Annotated in this window: 25 protein-coding genes and 1 pseudogene; 19 read left to right on the top strand and 7 right to left on the bottom strand. The window is 65.6% G+C overall.

Translation table 11 applies throughout. From position 1 onward, the window contains the following. Window positions 1-123 precede the first annotated feature (123 nt). Complete coding sequence (gene rnk / locus ABB29_RS03065; protein ID WP_057657155.1) at window positions 124-519, top strand: nucleoside diphosphate kinase regulator; 396 nt, start codon at window positions 124-126, stop codon at window positions 517-519. 83 nt (window positions 520-602) lie between these two features. Beyond that, a complete protein-coding gene (locus tag ABB29_RS03060) occupies window positions 603-1,568 on the top strand; it encodes a transaldolase (protein WP_057657154.1) in 966 nt (321 codons plus the stop codon). A 38-nt stretch (window positions 1,569-1,606) separates the two neighbouring features. Here ABB29_RS03060 and ABB29_RS03055 read toward each other — a convergent pair whose 3' ends face one another. Next, complete coding sequence (locus ABB29_RS03055; protein WP_057657160.1) at window positions 1,607-1,879, bottom strand: putative signal transducing protein; 273 nt, start codon at window positions 1,877-1,879, stop codon at window positions 1,607-1,609. A gap of 167 nt (window positions 1,880-2,046) precedes the next feature. On the opposite strand from ABB29_RS03055, the gene ABB29_RS03050 reads away from it, so the two are divergent. From ABB29_RS03050 to ABB29_RS03015, 8 genes are all read left to right on the top strand, one after another. Continuing rightward, window positions 2,047-3,798, top strand: coding sequence for a glutamine--tRNA ligase/YqeY domain fusion protein (locus ABB29_RS03050; RefSeq protein WP_057657153.1), 1,752 nt, complete (start codon window positions 2,047-2,049; stop codon window positions 3,796-3,798). Beyond that, window positions 3,798-4,214, top strand: coding sequence for a GFA family protein (locus ABB29_RS03045; protein ID WP_057657152.1), 417 nt, complete (start codon window positions 3,798-3,800; stop codon window positions 4,212-4,214). Before ABB29_RS03050 ends, ABB29_RS03045 begins: the two co-directional genes overlap by 1 nt. Before the next feature lie 43 nt (window positions 4,215-4,257). After that, a complete protein-coding gene (locus tag ABB29_RS03040; protein WP_083487420.1) occupies window positions 4,258-4,650 on the top strand; it encodes a hypothetical protein in 393 nt (130 codons plus the stop codon). Beyond that, entirely contained in the window at window positions 4,650-5,210 is a 561-nt protein-coding gene (locus tag ABB29_RS03035) for a nucleoside deaminase (protein ID WP_057657151.1), read from the top strand. The genes ABB29_RS03040 and ABB29_RS03035 overlap by 1 nt, the downstream gene beginning before the upstream one ends. A 138-nt stretch (window positions 5,211-5,348) precedes the next feature. Next, the gene (gene rlmM / locus ABB29_RS03030) at window positions 5,349-6,443 is read left to right on the top strand and encodes a 23S rRNA (cytidine(2498)-2'-O)-methyltransferase RlmM (RefSeq protein ID WP_057657150.1); all 1,095 of its coding nucleotides are present in this window, start codon (window positions 5,349-5,351) and stop codon (window positions 6,441-6,443) included. Window positions 6,444-6,462: 19 nt separating this feature from the next. After that, window positions 6,463-6,804, top strand: a complete 342-nt coding sequence (locus tag ABB29_RS03025) for a hypothetical protein (RefSeq protein ID WP_057657149.1) — start codon at window positions 6,463-6,465, stop codon at window positions 6,802-6,804. Window positions 6,805-6,815: 11 nt separating this feature from the next. Next, window positions 6,816-7,751: an SMP-30/gluconolactonase/LRE family protein gene (locus ABB29_RS03020; protein WP_425414720.1), complete on the top strand. Its 936-nt coding sequence runs from the start codon at window positions 6,816-6,818 to the stop codon at window positions 7,749-7,751. 70 nt (window positions 7,752-7,821) lie between these two features. After that, the gene (locus ABB29_RS03015; protein ID WP_057657148.1) at window positions 7,822-8,541 is read left to right on the top strand and encodes a hypothetical protein; all 720 of its coding nucleotides are present in this window, start codon (window positions 7,822-7,824) and stop codon (window positions 8,539-8,541) included. A 173-nt stretch (window positions 8,542-8,714) separates the two neighbouring features. Here ABB29_RS03015 and ABB29_RS03010 read toward each other — a convergent pair whose 3' ends face one another. Both ABB29_RS03010 and ubiH read right to left on the bottom strand, forming a co-directional pair. Then, a complete protein-coding gene (locus ABB29_RS03010; protein ID WP_057657147.1) occupies window positions 8,715-9,893 on the bottom strand; it encodes a UbiH/UbiF family hydroxylase in 1,179 nt (392 codons plus the stop codon). Beyond that, window positions 9,890-11,158: a 2-octaprenyl-6-methoxyphenyl hydroxylase gene (ubiH, locus tag ABB29_RS03005; RefSeq protein ID WP_083487416.1), complete on the bottom strand. Its 1,269-nt coding sequence runs from the start codon at window positions 11,156-11,158 to the stop codon at window positions 9,890-9,892. Before ubiH ends, ABB29_RS03010 begins: the two co-directional genes overlap by 4 nt. Before the next feature lie 124 nt (window positions 11,159-11,282). On the opposite strand from ubiH, the gene ABB29_RS03000 reads away from it, so the two are divergent. The 9 genes and pseudogenes from ABB29_RS03000 to ABB29_RS02960 form a co-directional block, all read left to right on the top strand. Further along, window positions 11,283-11,909, top strand: a complete 627-nt coding sequence (locus tag ABB29_RS03000; protein WP_057657146.1) for a hypothetical protein — start codon at window positions 11,283-11,285, stop codon at window positions 11,907-11,909. 42 nt (window positions 11,910-11,951) lie between these two features. Further along, window positions 11,952-12,509: a cob(I)yrinic acid a,c-diamide adenosyltransferase gene (locus tag ABB29_RS02995; RefSeq protein WP_057657145.1), complete on the top strand. Its 558-nt coding sequence runs from the start codon at window positions 11,952-11,954 to the stop codon at window positions 12,507-12,509. A gap of 18 nt (window positions 12,510-12,527) precedes the next feature. Further along, a complete protein-coding gene (locus tag ABB29_RS02990; protein WP_057657144.1) occupies window positions 12,528-13,436 on the top strand; it encodes a histone deacetylase family protein in 909 nt (302 codons plus the stop codon). 219 nt (window positions 13,437-13,655) lie between these two features. Next, window positions 13,656-16,166, top strand: a complete 2,511-nt coding sequence (gene lptD / locus ABB29_RS02985) for an LPS assembly protein LptD (protein WP_057657143.1) — start codon at window positions 13,656-13,658, stop codon at window positions 16,164-16,166. Further along, a complete protein-coding gene (locus tag ABB29_RS02980) occupies window positions 16,163-17,515 on the top strand; it encodes a peptidylprolyl isomerase (protein WP_057657142.1) in 1,353 nt (450 codons plus the stop codon). The genes lptD and ABB29_RS02980 overlap by 4 nt, the downstream gene beginning before the upstream one ends. 11 nt (window positions 17,516-17,526) lie before the next feature. Continuing rightward, a complete protein-coding gene (gene pdxA, locus ABB29_RS02975) occupies window positions 17,527-18,513 on the top strand; it encodes a 4-hydroxythreonine-4-phosphate dehydrogenase PdxA (protein WP_057657141.1) in 987 nt (328 codons plus the stop codon). Then, a complete protein-coding gene (gene rsmA / locus ABB29_RS02970) occupies window positions 18,510-19,328 on the top strand; it encodes a 16S rRNA (adenine(1518)-N(6)/adenine(1519)-N(6))-dimethyltransferase RsmA (protein ID WP_057657140.1) in 819 nt (272 codons plus the stop codon). The genes pdxA and rsmA overlap by 4 nt, the downstream gene beginning before the upstream one ends. 83 nt (window positions 19,329-19,411) lie before the next feature. After that, a complete protein-coding gene (apaG, locus tag ABB29_RS02965; protein ID WP_057657139.1) occupies window positions 19,412-19,792 on the top strand; it encodes a Co2+/Mg2+ efflux protein ApaG in 381 nt (126 codons plus the stop codon). Next, window positions 19,792-20,607, top strand: a pseudogene (locus tag ABB29_RS02960) (symmetrical bis(5'-nucleosyl)-tetraphosphatase); the annotation flags it as partial. The gene apaG and the pseudogene ABB29_RS02960, both read left to right, overlap by 1 nt. 75 nt (window positions 20,608-20,682) lie before the next feature. Here the strand turns inward: ABB29_RS02960 and ABB29_RS02955 are convergent. The 4 genes from ABB29_RS02955 to ABB29_RS02940 all read right to left on the bottom strand — a co-directional run bounded on the left by ABB29_RS02955 (window position 20,683) and on the right by ABB29_RS02940 (window position 23,419). Further along, on the bottom strand, window positions 20,683-21,189 hold the full coding sequence (locus ABB29_RS02955) for a dihydrofolate reductase (RefSeq protein ID WP_211260670.1): 507 nt from the start codon (window positions 21,187-21,189) through the stop codon (window positions 20,683-20,685). After that, window positions 21,189-21,983, bottom strand: coding sequence for a thymidylate synthase (locus tag ABB29_RS02950; RefSeq protein WP_057657138.1), 795 nt, complete (start codon window positions 21,981-21,983; stop codon window positions 21,189-21,191). Before ABB29_RS02950 ends, ABB29_RS02955 begins: the two co-directional genes overlap by 1 nt. Next, window positions 21,980-22,858, bottom strand: coding sequence for a prolipoprotein diacylglyceryl transferase (lgt, locus tag ABB29_RS02945; protein ID WP_057657137.1), 879 nt, complete (start codon window positions 22,856-22,858; stop codon window positions 21,980-21,982). Before lgt ends, ABB29_RS02950 begins: the two co-directional genes overlap by 4 nt. Before the next feature lie 72 nt (window positions 22,859-22,930). Then, window positions 22,931-23,419 carry a TPM domain-containing protein gene (locus ABB29_RS02940; RefSeq protein ID WP_057657136.1) on the bottom strand — a complete coding sequence of 163 codons (489 nt, stop codon included), beginning with the start codon at window positions 23,417-23,419 and terminating at the stop codon, window positions 22,931-22,933. Window positions 23,420-23,466: the final 47 nt, after the last annotated feature.

The raw sequence follows: 23,466 nt of genomic DNA, 5'->3' as shown, positions 1-23,466 counted from the left end.
ATCCAAGACCACCCCGCCAGCGGCCTCCCCCCCGCGCCCGCCCCAGCACCCGATGCCCCCCATCCTACCAACCCGACCGTCGGATCAGCGGTAGCCCCCAGCCCCCTTCCCGCACTTCCCCCGATCACCGTCTCCAGCCGTGACCTTGCCCGCCTGGATGCCCTGCTTGACTCACCGGCCCTGCGCCGCCACCCCGCCGCACTGGCGCTGATGGACGAACTCAACCGCGCCCGGGTACTGCCGCCGGAGCAGATGCCGCAGGACGTGGTGACGATGCAATCCACGATCGAATGCCGTGACCTGCACAGCGGCCAGACCCACGCCCTGACCCTGGTCTATCCGCACCAGGCCGACGTCGAGAAAGGCCACGTCTCGGTGCTGGCACCGGTCGGCACCGCGCTGCTGGGCCTGGCCATCGGCCAGCGCATCGACTGGCTTGCACCTGGCGGTCGCCAGCTGCGCCTGCAGGTGGCCGGCATCCGCTACCAGCCTGAATCGCAGGGCGATCTGCACCGCTAGCGCGCGTTCCACGCCGTGGCAGCAGGAGCGGGTCGACACAGGGCATACTGTCGACCCCTCTTTTGCGGACCGCGAGAACCTCGATGAGTGCTTCCCCCTCCAAGCTCGACCAGTTGCGTGAACTGTCCGTCGTGGTGGCTGACACCGGCGACTACGACGCCATCAAACGGCTCAAGCCGGTGGATTGCACCACCAACCCGACCCTGGTCCGCAAGGCTCTGGACCTGCCGGTCTACGCCGAGCTGATCGAACGCGAGCTGGCCTGGGCGCGCGGCCAGAGCGGCGATGCCGGCGAACTGGTCAACGAAGTCGCCGACCGCCTGACCATCGGCGTGGGCACTGCCCTGGCCGGGTTGATTCCCGGCCGCGTGTCGACCGAAGTCGATGCCGACCAGGCCCACGACACCGCCGCCACCATCAAGAAAGCGCACAAGTTCATCGATATGTACGCGCAGCGCGGGATTGGCCGCGAGCGCGTCCTGATCAAGGTCGCCGCCACCTGGGAAGGCGTGCAGGCCGCGCGCCAGCTGCAGGCCGATGGCATCGACTGCAACCTGACCCTGATCTTCAACCAGACCCAGGCCATTGCCTGCGCCGAAGCCAATGCCTTCCTGATTTCGCCTTTCGTCGGCCGCATCCTCGACTGGTATGTTGCCCACGGCCAGACCCCGGCCAGCATCGACGAGGACCCGGGGGTCAAATTCGTCCGCGGCGTCTACGATGAATTCAAGCGCCGTGGCTCGCCGACCGTGGTGATGGGCGCTTCGTTCCGCTCCACCGCGCAGATCGAAGCCCTGGCCGGTTGCGACCGGCTGACGATTTCACCGGACCTGCTGGAAAAGCTGGCCGCCGACCACGGCGATCTGCCGCGCAAGCTCAGCCCCGGCGCTGCCCAGGCCAATCATGCTGAAGCGGTCACCGCCGAATCGTTCGCCGCTGCCATCGAAGCCGATCCGATGGCCAAGGAAAAACTGGCCACCGGCATCGAAGCCTTTGCCAAGGATTTGAATGGACTGCGGCAGACGCTGGCGGAAAAGCTCGGCAAGTAAGCACTCGCCGGTCAGCCGTGACCGGCGCGTACGGCCCATCAGGCCGGCAGGATATCGCTGCCGCCCGGGCCGTCCTCGTCCGGCGCGTCCTCGTCACTGGCCCCGCCCAGATCCAGCGCGGTGATGATCTGCTGGGCCTGGGCCAGTGCCGCTTCCGGCACGCAAACCCGCAACACGCCGAACAACGGCAGCTCGCCGCCGCCGCCGAGCAGTGACTCGCCGGAGATGTACACCGGGATGCCGGCGGCTTCCAGCGCATGCTTGACCAGGTGCGCGTCGATCAGGTTCTGGGCGTTGTAGGCAGTCTGCATGGCGTCTTCCATCGGGGGATACCCGCAGCATACGGCGGCAACCGGCGCAGGCAACACACAGATGAACACCGCAGACAGCTTGTCGTGGCGCGGCGCGGGCCGGCGGGTCCTGCGGCCACGCCTGCTCGGCTAAACTGTCGCTCTATCCGCGCCCGAAAACCGCCCGCATGTCCGATACCCCCGCTTCGCCCGCAGCCGCCGACACTTCTCCGGAAAAGCGCGATTTCATCCGCCAGATCGTCCGTGACGACCTGTCCAGCGGCAAGCACGCCCGCATCAAGACCCGGTTTCCGCCCGAACCCAACGGCTATCTTCACATTGGCCACGCCAAGTCGATCTGCCTCAACTTCGGCCTGGCCGGTGAATTTGCTGGCGTCTGTAACCTGCGCTTCGACGACACCAACCCGGCCCGCGAAGACCCCGAATACGTGGCCGCAATCCAGGACGATGTGCGCTGGCTCGGCTTTGAGTGGAATGAACTGCGCCATGCATCGGACTATTTCGAGGCTTATTACCAGGCCGCCGAAAAACTGATCAAGGACGGCAAGGCATTCGTCTGCGACCTCAGCCCGGAACAGATCCGCGAATATCGCGGCACCCTGACCGAACCCGGTCGCAACTCGCCGTACCGGGATCGCAGCGTCGAGGAAAACCTGGATCTGTTCCGGCGCATGCGCGCGGGCGAGTTCGCGGATGCCTCGCACACACTACGCGCCAGGATCGACATGGCCAGTGGCAACATCAACCTGCGCGACCCGGCGCTGTACCGCATCAAGCACGTCGAGCACCAGAACACCGGCAACACCTGGCCGATCTATCCGATGTACGACTTCGCCCATGCGCTGGGCGATGCGGTCGAGGGCATCACCCACTCGTTGTGCACGCTGGAGTTCGAAGACCATCGCCCGCTGTACGACTGGTGCGTGGACAACGTCGATTTCGCCGCCCATCCGCTGCTGCTCAAGCCGCTGACCGACAAGGGCCTGCCGCTGGAAGCCGGCAAGCCGCGGCAGATCGAATTCTCGCGCCTCAACATCAATTACACGGTGATGAGCAAGCGCAAGCTGATGGCGCTGGTCACCGAACAACTGGTCGACGGTTGGGACGACCCGCGCATGCCAACCCTGCAGGGCCTGCGCCGGCGTGGTTACACGCCGGCGGCGATGCGCCTTTTCGTCGAGCGCATCGGCATCAGCAAGCAGAATTCGCTGATCGATTTCAGCGTGCTGGAAGGCGCATTGCGTGAAACCCTGGACGCGGCGGCGCCGCGACGGATGGCGGTGATCAACCCGCTGAAGCTGGTGCTGGCCAACCTGCCCGAGGGGCACGAAGAGACGCTGGAGTTTTCCAATCATCCCAAGGACGAGAGCTTCGGCCAGCGCCGTATTCCGTTTGCCCGCGAGCTGTGGATCGATCAGGACGACTTCGCCGAAGTGCCGCCCAAGGGCTTCAAGCGTTTGATTCCCGGCGGCGAAGTGCGCCTGCGTGGCGCCGGCATCATCCGCTGCGATGAGGTGATCAAGAACGACGCCGGAGAAGTGGTCGAGCTGCGATGCTGGCTGGATCCGGAATCCCGGCCCGGCATGGAAGGCGCCAACCGCAAGGTCAAGGGCACCATCCACTGGGTCAGCGCGCGCCACGGCGTGGCGGCGGAATTCCGTCTGTATGACCGTCTGTTCTCGGTGGCTGATCCGGATGACGAATCCGAAGGCCGGACCTATCGCGATTACCTCAATCCGCAATCGCGGCAGACCGCGCATGGCTATGTCGAACCGGCCGCCGCCGAGGCCGAACCGGAAACCTCTTTCCAGTTCGAACGCACTGGCTATTTTGTCGCCGACCGCCGCGACCACACCGTGGCCAAGCCGGTGTTCAACCGCAGCGTCGGCCTGCGCGATACCTGGGCGACATCGCAGTAATGGCGACCGGTCCGCAGCAGGATGCGCACCAGGGCGGCTGCCTGTGCGGCCAGCTGCGTTACCGCATCTCCGCCGCGCTGGAGGACATCGCCCATTGCCATTGCCGCATGTGCCGCAAGGCCAGCGGCGGCATCGTCACCACCTGGGTCACGGTGCCGCTGGCCGCCGTGCAATGGATCCACGGAACACCGCGCACGTTCGCGTCGAGCACACACACCACCCGCTACTTCTGTGCTGGCTGTGGTGCCCAGCTCGCTCTATACACGCAACGGGCCGCGGACACCATCGACATCACCGTGGCGACCCTGGATGACGCTGCGCGCCATCCCGCCAACCGACACATCTGGTACGACAGCCGCCTGCCGTGGCTGCACCTAGACGAGGAGCTGCCCCATGAGGAACAGGAACTTTACTGAGCTGCGAGCGCTGGCAGTCCTGCTGGTGATGGCGTTGTTGGCGATGTTGACCGCGTGCGCGGCACCGGCCTCGTCGGGCACTGCACAGGCGGCTGCCGCATCGGCTTCGTCAACGGCGACGATACCGGTCACGGCGGCTGAACCACCTGCTTCAACGCCGGCAGTCGCCGACACCATCAGTGCTGGCGCCGAATGCAAGGTCGATGCCGATTGCGAAATCAAGAATGTCGGCAATTGCTGCGGCTATTACCCGGCCTGCGTCGGCAAGGACACGCCGGTCGATCCGGAAGCGGTCAAGGCCCAGTGCCAGGCCAAGGGCATGATGGGCGTGTGTGGTTTTCCGGCCATCGAAAGCTGCCAGTGCAACGCCGGCAAATGCGCCAGCAGCGATGGCGGACAGGGCGGCGGGCGCCGCATCATTCCGTTGGAGCAGTGATGTTGAAAGCCCAGGTACACCTGACCCTGCCCGCCTGGACCCATGAACTGGTCGCCAGCGACGCGGTATTTGCCAGTGACGAGGACAAGGTCGGCCTGGCCATCGAGCTGTCGCGGCGCAATGTCGAGGCCGCTAGCGGCGGGCCGTTCGGTGCGGTCGTGTTCGGGCCGCAGCACACCGTCATCGCGCTGGGCGTCAACCGGGTCATGCCACACACCTGCTCGCTGGCGCACGCCGAGAACATGGCCTACATGCTGGCCCAGCAGCGACTGCAGACGCCACGCCTGAATGACCTGCTGGCGCCGATAACGCTGGCGACCTCGTCGCAACCCTGTTGCCAATGCTACGGCGCGACCATCTGGGCCGGCATCGACCGCCTGCTGATCGGCGCCCGCGCGGAAGACGTGATGGCGCTGACCGAATTCGATGAAGGCCCGCTGCCGCAGGACTGGATCGGCGAACTCAACAAGCGTGGCATCGAAGTGGTCCGCGATATCAACCGTGATGCCGCATGCGCGGTATTGCGCATCTACGGCGAAGGCGGCGGCGAACGCTACTGAACCACCCGCGCCAGCACCGGACGCGGCCGGCAGCACGGCGGGCACATGCGACAATCGGCCACCACCAGGCCACTTCTCATGACCGACTCCTCCCGTTCCACGCCCGCCTCGCCCGTGCCCGCCTCATCGAGCCCCTCGATGGCGGGGTTGCTGGCCTATTGCCGCCAGGGCTTCGAACCAGAGCTGGCAGCCGAACTGAGCACGCGCGCGGCAAAGGTCGGTTATCCGGGCTATGCGCGGACCGAACGCAACAGCGGTTACGTGGTGCTGGTGGCCGACGACAGCGCCGCGCTCAACCATGCCCTGCCCTGGCGGGATCTGATTTTCGCCCGCCAGAAAATGCAATTGCTGGGTGAACTGAAGGGCCTGGACCCCAGCGACCGGATCAGCCCCATTGTCCAGCTGCTGCATCACTATCACCCGCCCGCCGTCACCGGCACCACGGAAGCGGAGCGGCGCCCCGCCTATGGCGAGGTCTGGGTCGAACATCCGGATTCGGATGCCGCCAAACCTCTGGCGGGACTGGCCCGCAGTTTCGCCAACGCCCTGCGCCCGGCTTTGCGCAGGCAGGGCTTGCTCAGCGCCAGGGAAAACCCGCGCCTGCCGCGGTTGCACGTGGTGTTTGTCGATGGCCAGCATGCCTTTGTCGGTCGCAACGAGGCCGGCGATGGCGCACCGTGGCCGTTGGGCATTCCACGGCTCAAATTGCTGCCCGACGCGCCGTCGCGGTCAGCGCTCAAGCTGGAAGAGGCGCTGCTGAGCCTGCTCGATGGCCAGCAACGCGAACAGCTGCTGAAGGCTGGCATGACCGCCGCCGACCTTGGCGCCGCGCCCGGCGGCTGGACCTGGGTACTGACCCGCCAGCATCTGCGCGTCAGCAGCATCGACAACGGTCCGTTGCGACAGCACGTGATGGATACCGGCCTGGTCGAACACCTGCGCGCCGACGGCTTTCACTGGAAACCGGAAAAACCGCTGGACTGGATGGTCTGCGACATGGTCGAGCAACCACGACGGGTCGCCGAACGGATGGCCACCTGGTTCCGCGAAGGCTGGTGCCGGCATGCCGTCTTCAACCTCAAGCTGCCGATGAAAAAGCGCTGGGACGAAACCGCACTGTGCCTGGACCTGTTCGAACAACAGGCTGGCCGCCGGCTCGATATCCGCGCCAAGCAGCTGTACCACGACCGCGAGGAAATCACCGTCTTCGCCACCACTTCAAGCACCCGCTGACATAGCCAAGGAGGCTGCCATGGCCGCAAGCTGGATCACCGTCGTCGCCCCCTACCTGCCGGAAATCGTCCGCCTGGCCCGGCCCATCTTCACCCGCAAACCGGCCACCCTGACCGACAACTCACAGGCCCAGCGCCTGGATGTCGTCGACGAGCAGATCGCCGAACTGCAGAACGCCGCGACCCAGAACGCCGACGCCATCAAACTGCTGGCCACCGACATGCAGAAGACCATCGAAGTCCTGCAGACCGCCAGCGAAAAGCTCGAACAACGCCTGCACCGCGCCCAGCAGCTGACCGTGGTGTCACTGACGCTGGCGGTAGTGGCGGTTCTGGTAGCAGTGTTCGGGTTGCTGCAATGAGGAAACGACCAATGAAGCCGGCTGGGTGGTTAGCCCTCAAGAGCAGTGCCGTGTTGTTGCCGCTGATGGCATTGAGCGCCTGTAACCATGCTCCAGTGCAGCCGGAGGGGCCGCTGTACAGCGCGCGGGACTATGTCGGGGATGGCGTGTTCACTGACGGTATCGAGGGGCCGGCGGTGGGGCCGGATGGTGCGTTGTACGTCGTCAATATGGGCGGCAATGGCACCATCGGGCGGGTCGCCACGGATGCAGCCGGCAATGGCCAGGCGCAGTTGTTCGCGCGGTTGCCGGCCGGCCGCATCGGCAATGGCATCCGCTTTGCCGAAGACGGGCTGATGTATGTCGCCGATTACGCCGGTCACGCGATCCTGCGGGTGGATCCGGCGAATGCTTCGGTCAGCACCTTCGTCGCCCTGCCGGACGCGCACCAGCCCAACGACATTGCCCGCGCGCCGAACGGCGACTGGTATGCCAGCGATCCGGACTGGGCCAACGACAGCGGCCAGGTCTGGCACATCGGCAAGAATGGATTGGCCGAGCTGCTGGTCGGCGACATGGGCACCACCAACGGCATCGAGGTCAGTCCCGATGGCAAGCATCTGTACGTCAACGAAAGCGTGCAGCGGCGAATCTGGGATTTCAGTCTGGGTCATGACGGGCGGATTGTGTCGCGCAGGCTGCTGATCCAGTTCGCCGACCACGGCCTGGACGGAATGCGCAGCGACGTCAAGGGCAATCTGTATGTCGCCCGCTATGGGGCCGGCACGGTGGCCATCCTGTCACCCGATGGCAGCCTGTTGCGGCAGGTTGAGCTGAAAGGACGCAAGCCGACCAATGTGGCCTTCGGCGGCGCCGACGGGCGTGATGTCTACGTGACCATGCAGGACCGTGGCGCGATCGAGATGTTCCGCAGCGACACCCCGGGGCGGGAAGCCGGTTTACCCTGAACCGCGGTGACGGTCTCAGCCTGCGCTACCGGCGGCGGGCATCATGGCAGCCTGTAGGGAGGAACCAGCAATGCAAGCCATCGAACTCCATGATCCGGCCGCGTTCGGCAACGAATTCCTGCGCCTGGCATTGCTGCAGGGCTTCCAGTCACTGACCAAGCGCGACATGGAGCTGCTGCTGTTTGTGTTGCTGGAGCGCGATGGCGCGGTGTCGCGCAATGAGTCCAACCATGTCGTTGCCTCGAAGCTGCGGATCACCCCGGCCAGGGTCAAGGCCCTGCGCCGCGATGGCTACGCACGCTGGCGGGCGCTGGTGCCCGAGGAAGGCGACGCGGCACTGCAGCGGATCGTCGCCAACGTACTGACCGAAGCCAACCTGCGCAGTGGCGCAAAGCATGTCAGCGAACGCAGCCGCAAGGAAGGGTTCCTGGCCGTGCGCATCGAGCATCCCGACGACCAGCAACAGTTCGAGCAGGCGATCATCGATGTCGGCGCGCTGCCGGTCTACGAACGCAATCGCGACGTGGTGGCGGTCCGCTTCGACACCCTGCTGGCGATTGCCGAGCGCTGGGGATACCTGCAACCGGATCCGGAAGCAGTTACCCAGGCGCTGAAGAAACTCGCTCCAGCTTCCGAGGAGGTGGCGGATCTGCTGCAGAAGGATGTCGCCAAGCTGCGCTGGGCCGATGTGCGCAGTGCACTCAACAACCTCGGTGCCAAGGCCATCGCCAGCACCGCCGAGGGTGGCTTGAAGGGACTGCTGAAAATCGTGTTCCCTTTCATTCCGTGATGGTGCTGGCTACTGGGCGGTTGGTTGCTGAGGCCCGGGTTCGCTGGCGGTGATCCAATCGGAATGGAGTGAGTTTGCTACCGGGATGATGATTTGAGGAGTAGATGGTTCAAGCAGCAGCGGAGCGAGCTCCGCTCTACAGGCGGGGGAGCGAATCGGATTTACAGGCGTCATCAGCTGCCAGCGGCTTTGCGCCATAGCAGGTTGACCAGGGGCGGCAGCTTGCCGGCCAGACCGAGCAACGGGCCACGCAGCAGGCTGGTATGCATCTCGTCGTTGGAGAACAGCCGGTTGATGCCATCGAAGGCATAGGCGGCGGTGGCGACCTCGCTGCGGCGTTGCCGCGACCAGCGCTGCAGACGATGCGGCGATGCCCAGTCCTTACCGCGTTTGCCGGCATCGTCGACCAGCGCGCACAACGCGGCGACATCGCGCAGGCCGAGGTTGACGCCCTGGCCGGCCAGCGGATGCACGACGTGGGCGGCATCGCCGATCAACAGCGTGCGCCCGCACAGATAATCGTCGGCCAACTGCCGGCGCAGCGGAAATGCCGCGCGCGGCGACAGCAGCTGCATGTCGCCGAGCCGACCGCCGAAGGCGCGGGTCAGCGCATCATTGAAATGACTATCGTCCACCGCCAGCAGGCGCTCGGCTTCGGCGCTGGGCAAGGTCCAGACGATGGAACTGCGGCCTTCGGTAAACGGCAGCAAGGCCAGCGGTCCACTCGGCAGGAAGCGCTGCCAGGCGGTGTGCTGGTGCGGCTGGGCGGTGGCTACGAACGCCACCAGACCACGTTGCGCGTAGTCGTGTGCCTGCACCGACAGCCCGAGTTGAGCACGCAGGCGCGACTGTGCGCCATCGGCCGCGACCAGCAGCCTGCCTTGCAGCCGCGAACCATCGCCCAGCCGCAGGCGGACATCATCGACATCCTGTTCCATTTCCTCGACCGCGCTGCCGGCATGCACGCTGACGCCGGCCGCGTCCAGTGCCGCCCACAGCCGTTCGGCCAGCAGGTTGTTCTCGACAATCCAGCCCAGTTGCGCACGGCCGAGTGCGTCGGCATCGAATTCCAGTGCATCACCGCCAGCGGCATCCCACACCCGCATCCGCCGGTAGGCCTGCGCACGCCGCTGCAGTACAGGTTGCCATACCGACAGCGAATCCAGCAGAGCGGCGTTGTCGGGCGCGAATGCATAGACCCGCAAGTCCGGCTCGCTGGCCGACCAGTGCGGAGGCGGCCCGGCTTCAATCAAGCTGACGGCCAGACCGCGTTGGGCCAACGCCAGAGCGCAGGTAGCACCGACCACGCCGCCGCCAACCACCAGAACATCCTGCTGCATGCGCCGGTTCATGCGTTCACCTCCCGGCACAGTGCCGGCACGTCGCCGCGAAAACCCATCGCGCCGCCGACCAGATAGGACTGCAGCGAGGCAGATGCGTCGGCGGCAACCAGGCCCAGGCCGCGCAGCGGCGACAGCAACAGCGCGTCATTGGCGGTGATCCGGGCCAGCCCGTCAGAAAACGCCAGCGTGCGCTGGCGATCTTCATGGCGTCGCCGTGCGTAGTGCGCCAGCATTGGCGCAGCGCCGACATCGGCAAGGTTTTGGGCCAGCAGCTCGGCCAGGGTCAGCGCGTCGCGCAGACCGAGGTTGAACCCCTGCGCGCCGATCGGATGGATGGTCTGCGCGGCATTGCCGAGCAGCACGGCACGGCTGTCGGTCAGGCGCTCGGCGACCAGGCGCACGATCGGATAGCGGCTGCGTTCGCCGCTGGCGATGAAGCGACCGACCCGCCAACCGAAGGCGGCCTGGATGCGCGCCAGCCAGCCGGCTTCGTCGAGCGCCGCCACCGCATCTGCGTGGTCATTGGCGACCCCATGGACGACGCCGAAATGGCGATCGCCACGTGGCAGCAGCGCGGTCGGGCCGGTCGCGGTGAAACGCTCGTAGGCAGTGCCGTCCGGGGCCTGTTCGGCGCGCATGCGGGCGACGAACAAGGTCTGCTGATAGTCGTGCACCTGGCTCTGGATGGCCAATGCCTCACGCACCGTGCTGTGGGCGCCGTCGGCGGCGACCAGCAGGCGACACGCCAGTTGGCGCTCACCTTGTGCGTCGATGATGCGAATGCTGCGCTGCTGCACCTTACTCCCGCCCAGGCCAACGAATCGCGCCGGCCGGTAACGGGTCAGTCGTGGCAACTGCTGCAACCGTGATTCCAGCGCCTCGCCAAAGTCACGTGCCACCACCACCTGGCCGAAAAATTCGCGCTGGTACTGGCTGGCGTCCAGCCTGACCCGGCCAAAGTCGCCTTGCCGGCTGATGTGGATGCGCCGAATCGGCCCCACTGGCGCCTGCAGCCGCTGCATCACCCCCAGCGCGGTCAGCGCGTTGACGGTGGCGGCGGCGAAGCTCAGGTTGCGCTGGTCGAACACCGCCGGCATTTCGCCCGCCGGGGTGGCTTCGACCAGGGCGACATCCAGGGGCAGGTCTTGCAGGGCAATCGCCAGGCTGGCGCCGACCAGGCCGCCGCCGACGATCACTACATCGTGATGGGTTGCGGCCTGCTGGCTCGCGGTGTGATCCGCAGCCTGCCCGGCCGACTCGTACGCTTGTGTCATGCCGTCATGATACCGACTGCCCCGGCCGACGCGGACATGCCAGGTGCCGACGGCGGCCCGTGCCAACCCGCAGCATCGCGGCGTCCGCTAGAATGTCGGCCTGAGTCTCCGGAACCGTTCCCAAATGAACAACAATACCCAGCGCGCGATCATCTTCGCCCTTGTTGCCCTGCTGCTGGCGGCCACCCGCCTGCACCTGCCCGCCTCGCTGACCCACTTCGGTCCCATCCCGGATGCCTCGTGGGCGGCCTTCTTCATCGGCGGCTTCTACCTGCGCAGCTGGAGCCGCTGGGCGTTCCCGGCATTGATGGCGCTGGCGGTACTGGTCGATTACATCGTCATTCGCGGCCAGGGGATGAATTTCTGGGCGCATTACTGCACCTCGCCGGCGTACTGGTTCCTGGTCCCGGCCTATTTCGCGCTGTGGTACGGCGGCATGCTGACCCGCAAGCATTACAGCCGCCAGCACGATGGCCGTTCGCTGGGCGTGCTGGTTGCCAGCCTGGTCGGCTCGGTCGCCGTCTGCCAGCTGCTGAGCCAGGGCAGCTTCTACTGGATCAGCGACGTGGTCAGCCAGCCAACCGTGGCCGGCTGGTTCAAGAACTACACCGACTGGCTGCTGCCGCAGCCCAGCGTCGGCTCGTCCGGCTACCTGATGGTCACCGCCATCTATGTCGGCCTGGCCCTGCTGGCGCATGTCGGCGTGCAGCAGATTGCCCAGCTGATGGCCGCCCACAAGGCGCGTGCCTGATTCACTGAGCCGCCGAATACGCGCTTGAGCAGGTGCCGTTGAATGGGCAATCGCCTTTCCAAAATCTACACCCGTACCGGTGACGACGGCAGCACCGGACTGGGCGATGGCAGCCGGGTCGGCAAGGACTCGCTGCGGGTCAATGCCTATGGCACGGTGGACGAAGCCAATTCAGCAATTGGCGTGGTGTTGGCGGCGCCGTCGGTGCCGGCCGACGTCCGCGATCTGTTGACCACGGTCCAGCACCAGTTGTTCGACCTCGGCGGCGAGCTGTGCATCCCCGGCCATGCGGCCATCAGTGACGACGACGTCAGCGCCTTGGAAGCACGCCTGGATCATTACAACGACCCATTGCCGGCGCTGAAGGATTTCATCCTGCCGGCCGGCGGCGAAGCCGCGGCCCGTTGCCATCTGGCGCGGACCATCGTCCGCCGTGCCGAACGCGAAACCATCGCCCTGGCCCGGGTCGAGGACATCCGGCCGCAGGCGGTGCGCTATCTGAACCGGCTGTCGGATCTGCTGTTCGTGCTCGCCCGCGTGCTGGCCCGGGCCGATGGCCAGGGTGAAGTACTGTGGAATCACCAGCGCCGGCATGGCTGAGCGCAGGCACGCCGGCCCGTGATCGTCTTCACCCATCCCGCCTGTCTGGAACACGACCCGGGCCCGGACCATCCGGAGCGTCGCGCGCGGCTGGAGACGGTGTTGCAAGGCCTGCGCCAGGCATTGCCGGAGCTGCAGTGGCGTGAGGCGCCGCTGGCCAAACTGGGTGATCTGCGGCGGGTCCACAACAGCGAACTGATTGACAGCGTGATGGCCGCGGATTTCGACGGCTACCGCATGCTCGACCCGGACACGGTGATTTCCGCCGGCTCGCGCAGCGCCGCCCTGCATGCGGCCGGCGCCGGCCTGGCCGCGGTCGACGCGGTCATCAACGGCGATACCGATACCGCCTTCTGCGCGGTACGCCCCCCCGGCCACCATGCCACCGCCGACGCGGCGATGGGCTTCTGCCTGTTCAACAACATCGCCATCGCCGCCGCGCATGCGCTGGACAAGCATGGGCTGGAGCGGGTGGCGATCATCGATTTCGACGTCCACCACGGCAACGGCAGCCAGGCCATTTTCTACGATGAACCGCGGGTGGCCTATTTCAGCAGCCACCAGTCCGGGCTGTACCCGAACAGTGGCAGCGTCTACGAACGCGGCGTCGGCAACATCCACAACGCGCTGCTGCCGCCCGGGACCGGTGGTTTCCGCTTCCAGAACACCTGGGAAGACACGCTGCTGCCGGTGCTGGACGACTTCCGGCCGCAATTGCTGCTGGTTTCCGCCGGCTTCGACGCCCACATGCGCGACCCACAGGCCGACCTGATGCTGGAAACCAGTGATTACAGCTGGCTGACCCGGCGCCTGCGGCAGATTGCCGACCGCCATGCCCGCGGCCGGATCGTATCGATGCTGGAGGGTGGCTACGATCTGGATGCACTGCGCGAATCCAGCGTCGCCCATGTGGAAGCGCTTTGTTAGCCGGGGCGCGTTACCGCCTCGGCATCACCGGCACCGACGTGTCACAGCGAGGCCTCCGGTCGCGGCGCGCAAGGGCTGCCGCGACGCCGCAGGGAGCTTGCTGCCGTGCACGCCAGAGGTCGCCCGGAGCCCGGCCTGCATGAATCTTAACCGACGCTTTCCCCTGAATTTCATTGCCCGGATGCATGGGATACGGCAAGCTAACGGCCGTTTTTCCCGATGAACTCCCCCAGAGCCCGGTACCGCGTGCATCCAGCCCTCCGCCTGTTGCCACTCCCCCTCAGCATCGCCCTGTGCCTGCCGGCATTGGCCGATGACAAGCCCGAGAGCTGGGCGCTGTGCCCGATCAACGAGCCGATCCCGGCCTTTGCCGGCACCGCCGAGCCGGACCCCGAGAACGGCACGCCGATGGAGCAGCGCGAAGCCCGCGCCGAACAGGCGACCACGATTGACGGCGATCACATGGGTGGTAACAGGGACAACCTGGAATACCAGGGCAACGTGGCCCTGCGCCGCGGCGACCAGTTCCTCGGTGCCGACAACCTGGCGTTCAACCAGGAAGACAACACCTATGTCGCCGACGGCAACGTGCGCTACCAGGACTCGGGCATCCGCCTGATCGCCGAATCGGCGCGAGGCAACCAGGACCAGGACAACCACCAGATCGACAACGTCCGTTACCAGTTGGTGTCGCGGCGCGGCAACGGTGGCGCCGACCGCATCGAGATGAATGGTCCGGAAGGCAATATGTACCATTCGACCTACTCGACCTGCGATCCCGACGACCGCTGGTGGGAGCTGCGTGCGCGCCGCATCGAGGTCAATACCGATACCGGCTGGGGCGTGGCCCGTGCCTCGACCATTCGCCTCGGCAACGTGCCGATCATGTTCGTGCCGTGGGTGAAGTTCCCGATCGACGACCGCCGCCATACCGGCCTGCTGTACCCGGCCATCGGTCTGTCCGGTCGCAACGGCTTCGACTACGAGCAACCGATCTACCTCAATCTGGCACCCAATTACGATGCCACGTTGTCGCCGCGCTACATGAGCGAGCGCGGCACCTCGCTGGGCGCGGAATTCCGTTACATGTACCGGGGCGGGCGCGGCATCATCGAAGGCAACTACATGCCCAGCGATGATCTGCTGCAGGAGCACTGGAACGATTTTGCCGACGGCAGCAATCCGCCCACCCCCAACAAACTGGCAAACACGCCCGATCCCGGCGACAGCCGCGGCATGCTGCGTTATTCCGGCTACCACAACCTCGACGAGCACTGGCAGGCGCGCGCCAACCTGACCTGGCTCAGCGATCCCCGCTACACCGAGGATTTCGGCAACTCGATCGCCGGCCTGGCTACCACCAGCACCACCAGCACCATTGGCCTGTATGGCAACGGCCTGGGCTGGACCGCCGGGATCATGGCCGACACCTGGCAGTTGACCGATTACACCACCAGCGAACTCAGCCTGCCGTACAACCGCTTGCCACGCCTGTACGCCAACTGGGATCGTCCATTCGGTCCTTGGCTCAAGGCCGGAGTCTACGCCGAAGCGGTCAACTTCCAGCACAACGAAAGGGACGACGGCAGCCGCATCGATATCAAACCGTATATTTCGATGCCGTTGCAGGGCGCGTCGTGGTTCGTGACCCCGACGCTGGCCTGGCGCCAGACCAGCTACCGGTTGGACCCGGAACTGGCCGACCAGCGGGCCCTCATCAGTGCGAATCGATACGTGGCGGAAAACGGCGGCTCGGTGACTCCGGAACTGGTCGCCCGCCTGCGCGACGAGTCGCCCAGCCGCAACATGCCAATCGGCTCGCTCGATGCCGGCCTGTTCTTCGATCGTGAAACCAAGTTTGGCGGTACCTCGTACCTGCATACGCTGGAGCCGCGGCTGTTCTATCTCAACGTGCCTTACCGAGACCAGAGCGCGATACCAGTCTTCGACACCCGCGCCTTCACCTACAGCTGGGGCCAGATGTTCCGCGACAACCGCTACACCAGCGCTGATCGCCAGGCCGATGCCAACCAGCTGACGCTGGCGCTGAGCACCCGCTTCCTGCGCGAATCGGATGGTTTCGAACGATTGTCGGCCAGCATTGGTCAGATCACCTATTTCGAGGACAGCCGCGTCACTCTGGATGGGGAATCGCCGATTGAAAAAGGCAAGTCGGCGTGGGTCGCCGATGCCAACTGGGCGCCCAGTGATCGCTGGACCATCGGCGCCGCCTACCAGTATGACCCCAAATATCATCGCGAAGATCTTGCCAGTGTGCGCGCGCGCTACCTGGTTGGCAGCGACGGCGTGGTCAACCTGAGCTATCGCCGTCGTTACGAGCAGTTCGAGCAGGGCGACTTCTCGTTCCTGTATCCGATCACCCCGTCGTGGAGCGTGGTCGGCCGCTACTATTATTCCTTCAGTGGCAAGACCCCTGACGACGACAACAAACTGCTGGAAGGCATTGCCGGCGTGCAGTGGGACAGCTGCTGCCTGGCGGTACGCGCGCTGGTGCGCCGCTACGTGCGCAACCGCGAGGGTGAAATGAACAATTCCTTCCAGGTCGAGTTCGTCCTGAAGGGCCTGGGCTCGGCCGGCCAGAATACGGAGCGCACCCTGCGCCGTGGTATTCTCGGCTATTACCGAGACGACCTCTATCTCGTCCCACCGAGCAATACGACGGTTGACCCGGACGACGACATTTACGATGTTCCGGACATGAATCTATGAAACCTTTTGCGTTCCGTTCCCTGGCCGCCGGCCTGCTTGCGCTGGCGATGACCGCCCAGCCGCTGCTGGCCCAGACCCTGCAACCGCTTGACCGCATCGCCGCGGTGGTGGATGAGGATGTCATCCTGCAAAGCGAGCTGGATCGCGCGGTCAACAACGTGATCTCGCAGTACGCCAGCAATCCGGGCCAGTTGCCGCCGCGCAACGTGCTGGAGCGGCAGGTCATGGAGCGGCTGGTGCTGGTCAAGCTGCAGGTGGCGCGTGCCGCCAGCAACGGCATCCGGGTCAGCGACGAGGAAGTCAACCGCGCCGTTGCCAGCGTCGCCGAGCAGAATGGCACTACCGTCGATGGCCTGCGCACGCGCCTGGCCGCCGATGGCATTTCCTTCGATGACTTCCGCAATTCGTTGCGCGAGGAAATCACCGTACAGCGCCTGCGCCAGAGCTTTGCCCAGAGCCGGGTGCAGGTCAGCGAGGCCGAAGTCGATGCAGCCCTGTCCAGCGCCGCCAATGCCGGTGCCCAGTACCATCTGGCGCACATCCTGGTCGCCTTGCCGGACGGCGCCACCGCCGAACAGATCGCCACCGGCCAGCAGAAGATCGATGGTGTAAAAGCCCTGCTGGACAAGGGCGAAATGGATTTCAACGCCGCAGCGGTACGTTATTCCGACAGCCCCAACGCGCTGGAAGGCGGCGATCTGGGCTGGCGCAGCCTGGACGAAATCCCCAGTGCATTCGTTGACATGCTGAAGACCATGTCGCCTGGCCAGGTGGTCGGCCCGATCCGTGGCGGCAGCGGCTTCCAGTTGCTGAAGCTGGTGGAAGTGCGCGATGCCGCCCAGGCCGGCCAGTCCCTGGTCACCGAGTACCAGGCCCGCCACATCCTGGCCCGCGTCGACGAAAACACCGACGACGCGACCGCCAAAGCCAAGATCGAGACCCTGCGCGCACGCATCGCCGGCGGCGCCGACTTTGCCGAAGTCGCCAGGGAATCCTCCGACGACGCCAACACCCGCGAACAGGGTGGCGAGCTGGGCTGGTTCCCGGCCGACGCCTTCGGCGCCGATTTCGGCAAGCAGGTCGCCAGCGTCGGCGATGGCCAGGTCACCGCACCGTTCCGGACTGACGCCGGCTGGCACATCGTGCAGCGCGAAGCGACCCGCCAGAGCAACGTCACCGACGCCAACCAGCGCGCCCAGGTCCGCGAGACCATTGGTCGCCGCAAGCTGGAAGACGAGTACAACCGCTTCCTGCAGGAAATGCGTGGCGAAGCCTACGTCAGCGTGCGTAGCGAAGAAGCCGCGCAACCGGCACCGGCGACTGCCCCGGCCACCACCCCCGGCGGCTGAGCGCAGCTGCGATGACCCGCCAGCCCCGGCTTGTACTGGTCCCGGGCGAACCGGCGGGCATCGGTCCCGAACTCTGCGTGCGGCTGGCACAACAGCCGCGCCAGGACTGCCAACTGGTCGCGTTTGCCGATCCCGATACACTGCGTGCCGCGGCCGGCCAGCTGGGATTGCCACTGCAGTTGCTGGCTGAGGATCAGCCCGCGCATCAGCCCGGCGAGCTGCGCTGCCGTCCAATCCGCAACCGGGTTGCCACGACATTCGGGCAGCCATCGCCAGACAATGCCGCGGCCGTGATCCAGGCCCTGGCCAATGGCGCCGATGCCTGCCTGGGTGGCGAATTCGACGGACTGGTTACCGGCCCGGTGCACAAGGCCGCGATCAACGCCGGCGGCATCCCCTACACCGGCACCACCGAGCTGCTGGCCGAGCGGGCCCGGTGTCCGGTGGTGATGATGCTGGCCAACGACATCGTCCGCGTGGCCCTGGTGACCACCCATCTGCCGCTGCGCGCGGTGGCCGATGCGATTACAGCGCACCAGCTGCAACAAGTGCTGGAGATCACCCGGCGCGCATTGCAGCAGGATTTCGGCATCGCCGAGCCGGTCATCGCCGTGCTCGGCCTGAATCCGCATGCCGGTGAAGCCGGGATCCTCGGCGACGAGGAAATCAACGTCATCGAACCGGTCATGCGCCAGCTGCGCACGCAGGGCAGGCACCTGGTCGGGCCGCTGCCCGCCGACACCGCCTTCCTGCCGCAAAAACTGCGCGGCTTCGACGCCGTCGTGGCGATGTACCACGATCAGGGCCTGCCAGTGCTCAAGTACAGCGGTTTTGAACAGGCGGTCAACATCACCCTCGGCCTGCCCTATCCGCGGGTGGCGGTGGATCATGGCACCGCGCTGGAACTGGCCGGCAAGGGGCTTGCCGATCCGGCCAGCCTGTTCGCCGCGGTCAGCCACTGCGCACGTTTCGCCGCACAACGTAAACTGCACGCATGACATCCGCCTCCGGTTCCCACGCGCGCTTCTCCGCACCGGCCAAGAAGAATCTTGGCCAGCACTTCCTGACCGACGCCGGTTACATCGAGCGCATCGTCATGGCGGTCAATCCCAAACCCGGCGACCGGCTGGTGGAGATCGGCCCTGGCCAAGGGGCGATCACCTTTCCGTTGCTGAAAAAACACGGCAAGCTGACCGCCATCGAGTTCGACCGCGACCTGATCGAACCCCTGACCCATGCCGCACAGGCCATCGGCGCCTTGCAGATCATCCACCGCGACGTGTTGTCGGTGGATTTCACCGCGCTGGCCGATGGCGGCAAGCTGCGCCTGGTCGGCAACCTGCCCTACAACCTGTCCTCGCCGATCCTGTTCCATGCGCTCGACCACGCCGCCAGCATCGAGGACATGGTCTTCATGCTGCAGAAGGAAGTGGTCGACCGCATGGCTGCCGGACCCGGCAGCAAGGTCTATGGCCGTCTCGGGGTGATGCTGCAGGCCTACTGCACGGTGACCCCGCTGTTCGTGGTGCCGCCGGAAGCATTCCGGCCACCGCCCAAGGTCGACTCGGCGGTGGTGCGGCTGCAGCCGTTGCCGCCCGCTGAAATCGCGGTACGTGATCACCGGCATTTCGCCAACGTGGTCCGCGCGGCCTTTGGCCAGCGGCGCAAGACGTTACGCAACGCACTGTCGACCGTCTGCGACAGCGCGCAGATTGAAGCGGCCGGGCTGCGCCCGGATGCCCGCGCCGAGCAGATCGAAGTGGTCGGTTTCATCGCCCTTGCCAATCTGCTGGCCAGTACCCACAGCGAATGATGCCCGGCCGCGGGCCGGTAGCAGCTGAGGGCCATCGACGTCGCGCTCACCAAAAACTACATCACACGCTCTAAACTGTCGCCATGAGTAATGTCGACTATGCCATCGACGTGGACGTGGTCACCCGTTTCCTGGACGAGCAGTCCGAGCCGGAAAAAGGGCGTTTCGTGTTCGCGTACACCATCCGCATCCACAACCGTGGCCAGGTGCCGGCGCGCCTGCTCGGCCGCCACTGGGTGATCACCGATGCCAATGGCAAAGTCGAGGAAGTCGTCGGCGAAGGCGTCATTGGCGAACAACCCTGGCTGGCCCCGGGTGATGATTTCCGCTACACCTCGGGCGCGATCCTGGAGACCGATGTCGGCGTGATGCGCGGCCACTACGACATGCTGGCCGATGACGGCACCCGCTTCGATGCACCGATTGCCGCCTTCACCCTGTCCATGCCGCGGACGCTTCACTGATGGCGGTCTGGGCGATTGGCGACCTGCAGGGATGCTACGACGTCACCCGGCGCCTGCTGGACAGGATCCGTTTCGACCCTGCCGTGGATCGCCTGTGGTTCTGCGGCGATCTGGTCAACCGCGGCGGCCAGTCGCTGGAAACGCTGCGGCTGGTGCATTCTTTGCGCGAGCAGTCGGTGGTGGTGCTCGGCAACCACGACCTGTCGTTGCTGGCGGTAGGCGAGCGCAGCCCCGACGAACAACGCAAGGTCAACGAGGATCTGCGCCGGGTGGTGATGGCCGACGACGCACGCACACTGCTGGACTGGCTGCGCATGCAGAAACTGGTCCACAGCGACCGCGAGCTGGGCTGGATGATGTTCCATGCCGGCCTGTCACCGAAGTGGACCACCACGCTGGCGGAAAAACACGCGCGCGAAGTTGAAGCCCAGTTGCACGGCAACAACTACCGCAAGCTGTTCCGCAACATGTACGGGGACAAGCCGAACTGGGGACCGCACCTGGCCGGCTATGACCGCGCCCGCGCGATCATCAACATCCTGACCCGGATGCGTTACTGCACCCCGCGCGGACGCATGGCGGTCGAGGAGAAAGGCGCGCCGGGCAAACAGGCGCAAGGCCTGTACCCGTGGTACGAAGTACCCGGCCGTGCCGACCGCGACCTGAAAATCGTCTGTGGGCACTGGTCGACCCTGGGCCTGATGATTGGCCACGGCGTGCACGTAATCGATACCGGCGCGGTCTGGGGCGGCAAGCTGACCGCGCTGCAACTGGACAGCGACGATCTCAATCTGGTCCAGGTACCCGGCCGCGACGCCAGTTGATCAAATCGTAGAGCGGAGCTTGCTCCGCTGATCCGCCACCGGCATGACCGGCCGGAAAGCCCGTCCCTAACCGCGCTTGCGCACGTAGTCGCGATATTCGAACGCCAATGCATGGCGCTCGTCGATCGGATGCGATTGGCTGTCGACCAGCGTCCATTGGCCCAGATCGAAATCGGGGAAGAACGCGTCCGCGCCTTCGACCCGGGTATCGACCAGGGTCAGGTACAACACCTCGGCCAGCGGCAAGGCCAGCGTGAAGATGTCACCGCCCCCGATCACGCACAGTTCGTCGGCACCACTGGCCTGGGCCTGATCGATGGCCTGTTGCAACGAGCCCACTGCCTGCATGCCGGCAAACGGTACCTGCCCGCTGCGGGTCAACACCAGATTGAGGCGACCGGGCAAGGCGCGGCCCAGCGATTCGGCGGTCCTGCGCCCCATCAACAGCGGCTTGCCCAGGGTCAACGCCTTGAACCGCCTCAAATCATCGGGCAGATGCCAGGGCAAGGCGTTGCCCTTGCCGATGGCATTGGCCTGGTCGACGGCAACGATCAGTGAGATGCGCAATGCCATCAGACCGCTACCGGCGCTTTGATTGCCGGCGCCGGGTCGTAGCCTTCGATGGCGATGTCGTCATAGCGGAAGGCAAACAAGTCGGTGACCGCCGGGTTCAACTTCAAGGTCGGCAAAGGCCGCGGCTCCCGGCTCAACTGTTCGCGCGCCTGCTGGTAATGATTGGAGTACAGATGGGCATCGCCCAGCGTATGCACGAAATCGCCTACCCCCAGCCCGGTCGCCTGCGCCACCATATGGGTCAGCAGCGCGTAGCTGGCGATATTGAAGGGAATGCCGAGGAAAATGTCGCCACTGCGCTGGTACAGCTGGCAGCTGAGCTTGCCGTCGACCACGTAGAACTGGAACAGGCTGTGGCAGGGCATCAAGGCCATCTGCGGCAGTTCGGCGACGTTCCAGGCCGAGACCAGCAGGCGACGCGAATCCGGGTTGCGCTTGATCTCGTCGACGACCCAGCGCATCTGGTCCACCTCGCCACCATCGGCCGTGGCCCAGTGTCGCCATTGCTTGCCGTAGACCGGACCGAGGTCGCCGTTTTCATCGGCCCATTCGTCCCAGATGCTGACCTTGTTGTCTTTCAGGTAGGCAATGTTGGTATCGCCCTGCAGGAACCACAGCAGCTCATGGATGATCGAACGCAGGTGCAGCTTCTTGGTGGTGACCAGCGGGAAACCGGCATTCAGGTCGAAGCGCATCTGCCAGCCGAATACGCTGCGGGTGCCGGTGCCGGTGCGATCGGATTTTTCGCTGCCGTGTTCCAGCACGTGCCGCAACAGATCCAGATAGGCTTTCATCCCTGCTTCTCCGCCGGCGCTGCCGGTTGCAGGGTCGGTGCGCGACGCGAGCACCACAGCAGGAAGATGCCCAGCAACACCAGCGGTACGCTCAGCAGCTGGCCCTCGGTCAACCAGCCGCCATACAGATAGCCGACCTGGGCATCGGGCACACGCACGAACTCGACCACGAAGCGGAACACGCCGTACAACAGGGCGAACAGGCCCGAGACCGCATAGCGCGGGCGCGGCTTGCGCGAATACAGCCACAGCACCAGGAACATCGTCAGCCCTTCCAGCGCGGCCTGGTACAGCTGCGAAGGATGGCGGGCGAAGGCATCCAGTGCACCCTTGGCGTATTCGCTCTGCAGCTGCGCCTGGGTCCAGCCGGCGAACTGCGGATCGCTGGGGAACACCACGCCCCAGTTGGCGCCGGTGTACTTGCCCCACAATTCGCCGTTGATGAAGTTGCCCAGGCGGCCAAAACCCAGCCCGGCCGGGACCAGCGGGGCGACGAAATCGACCGTGTCGAAGAAGTGCATGCGCTGCTTGCGCGACCACCAGGCACCGGCGACCAGCACGCCGAGCAGGCCGCCGTGGAAACTCATGCCGCCTTCCCAGACCCGGAACACCGCCAGCGGATGGGCGATATAGGTCGGCAGGTCATAGAACAGGATGTAACCCAGGCGGCCACCCAGCACTACGCCGAGCATGCTGTAGAACAGCAGATCCGAGAACCCGTTGGCATCGACGCCGGGCAGGCGGCCCGCCTCGACCCGTCGCTTGCCCAGCCACCAGGCGGCGATGAAGCCGGCCAGGTAGGTCAATCCATACCAGTGCAGCTTGAGCGGGCCCAACGAAAACAGGACGGGGTCGATCTGGTGTAGGTAAATCATCTGGCAGTGCCGGGCCCGGGTTGGATAAGCGTTCTATTTTGCCCCAGCCGCGGCAGCGCTGTCCGAATAGCGCTACAACACATGCGGCAGGTTGGGCAGTTCATCTTCATCCGGCTGGCTGCCGTCCTGGGGGAAATGCGTCGCCAGCAGCGTCGAGATGGCACCGATGCCGCTGACGATGGCGGTTTCCGGCTGGCCCGCGCGCATGTCCAGTTCAATCTGCCGGCACACCGCCTGCCAATGATCGGGTGTCACCCGATCGCGCAGCCCGCGGTCGGCGACGATTTCAATCCGGTGATCAGCCAGCAGCAGATACAGCAGCACACCGTTGTTGGCTTCGGTATCCCAGGTCCGCAGGCGGGCGAAGGCATGCTCGGCCCGTTGCCTGGCCTGCACTCCACGCCACAGCAACGGCAACGGCAAGTCGGCTTCGACCGCGAACATCACTTCGCCGCGATGGCGGCTTTCGCCCTCGGCGATCGCCTCGGCGATGCGCTGCATGCTGTCGGCCGGGAACCAGCGCCGTACCGATGGCGGGAACAGATGTTTCAGCAGCCTCATCACCAGCTCCCGGAGGCACCACCGCCTCCCGACATGCCGCCACCACC

Origin of the sequence: Pseudoxanthomonas dokdonensis, assembly GCF_001431405.1 — a bacterium.
GTDB lineage: Bacteria > Pseudomonadota > Gammaproteobacteria > Xanthomonadales > Xanthomonadaceae > Pseudoxanthomonas_A > Pseudoxanthomonas_A dokdonensis.
This window is presented reverse-complemented; position numbering and strand designations above follow the sequence as displayed.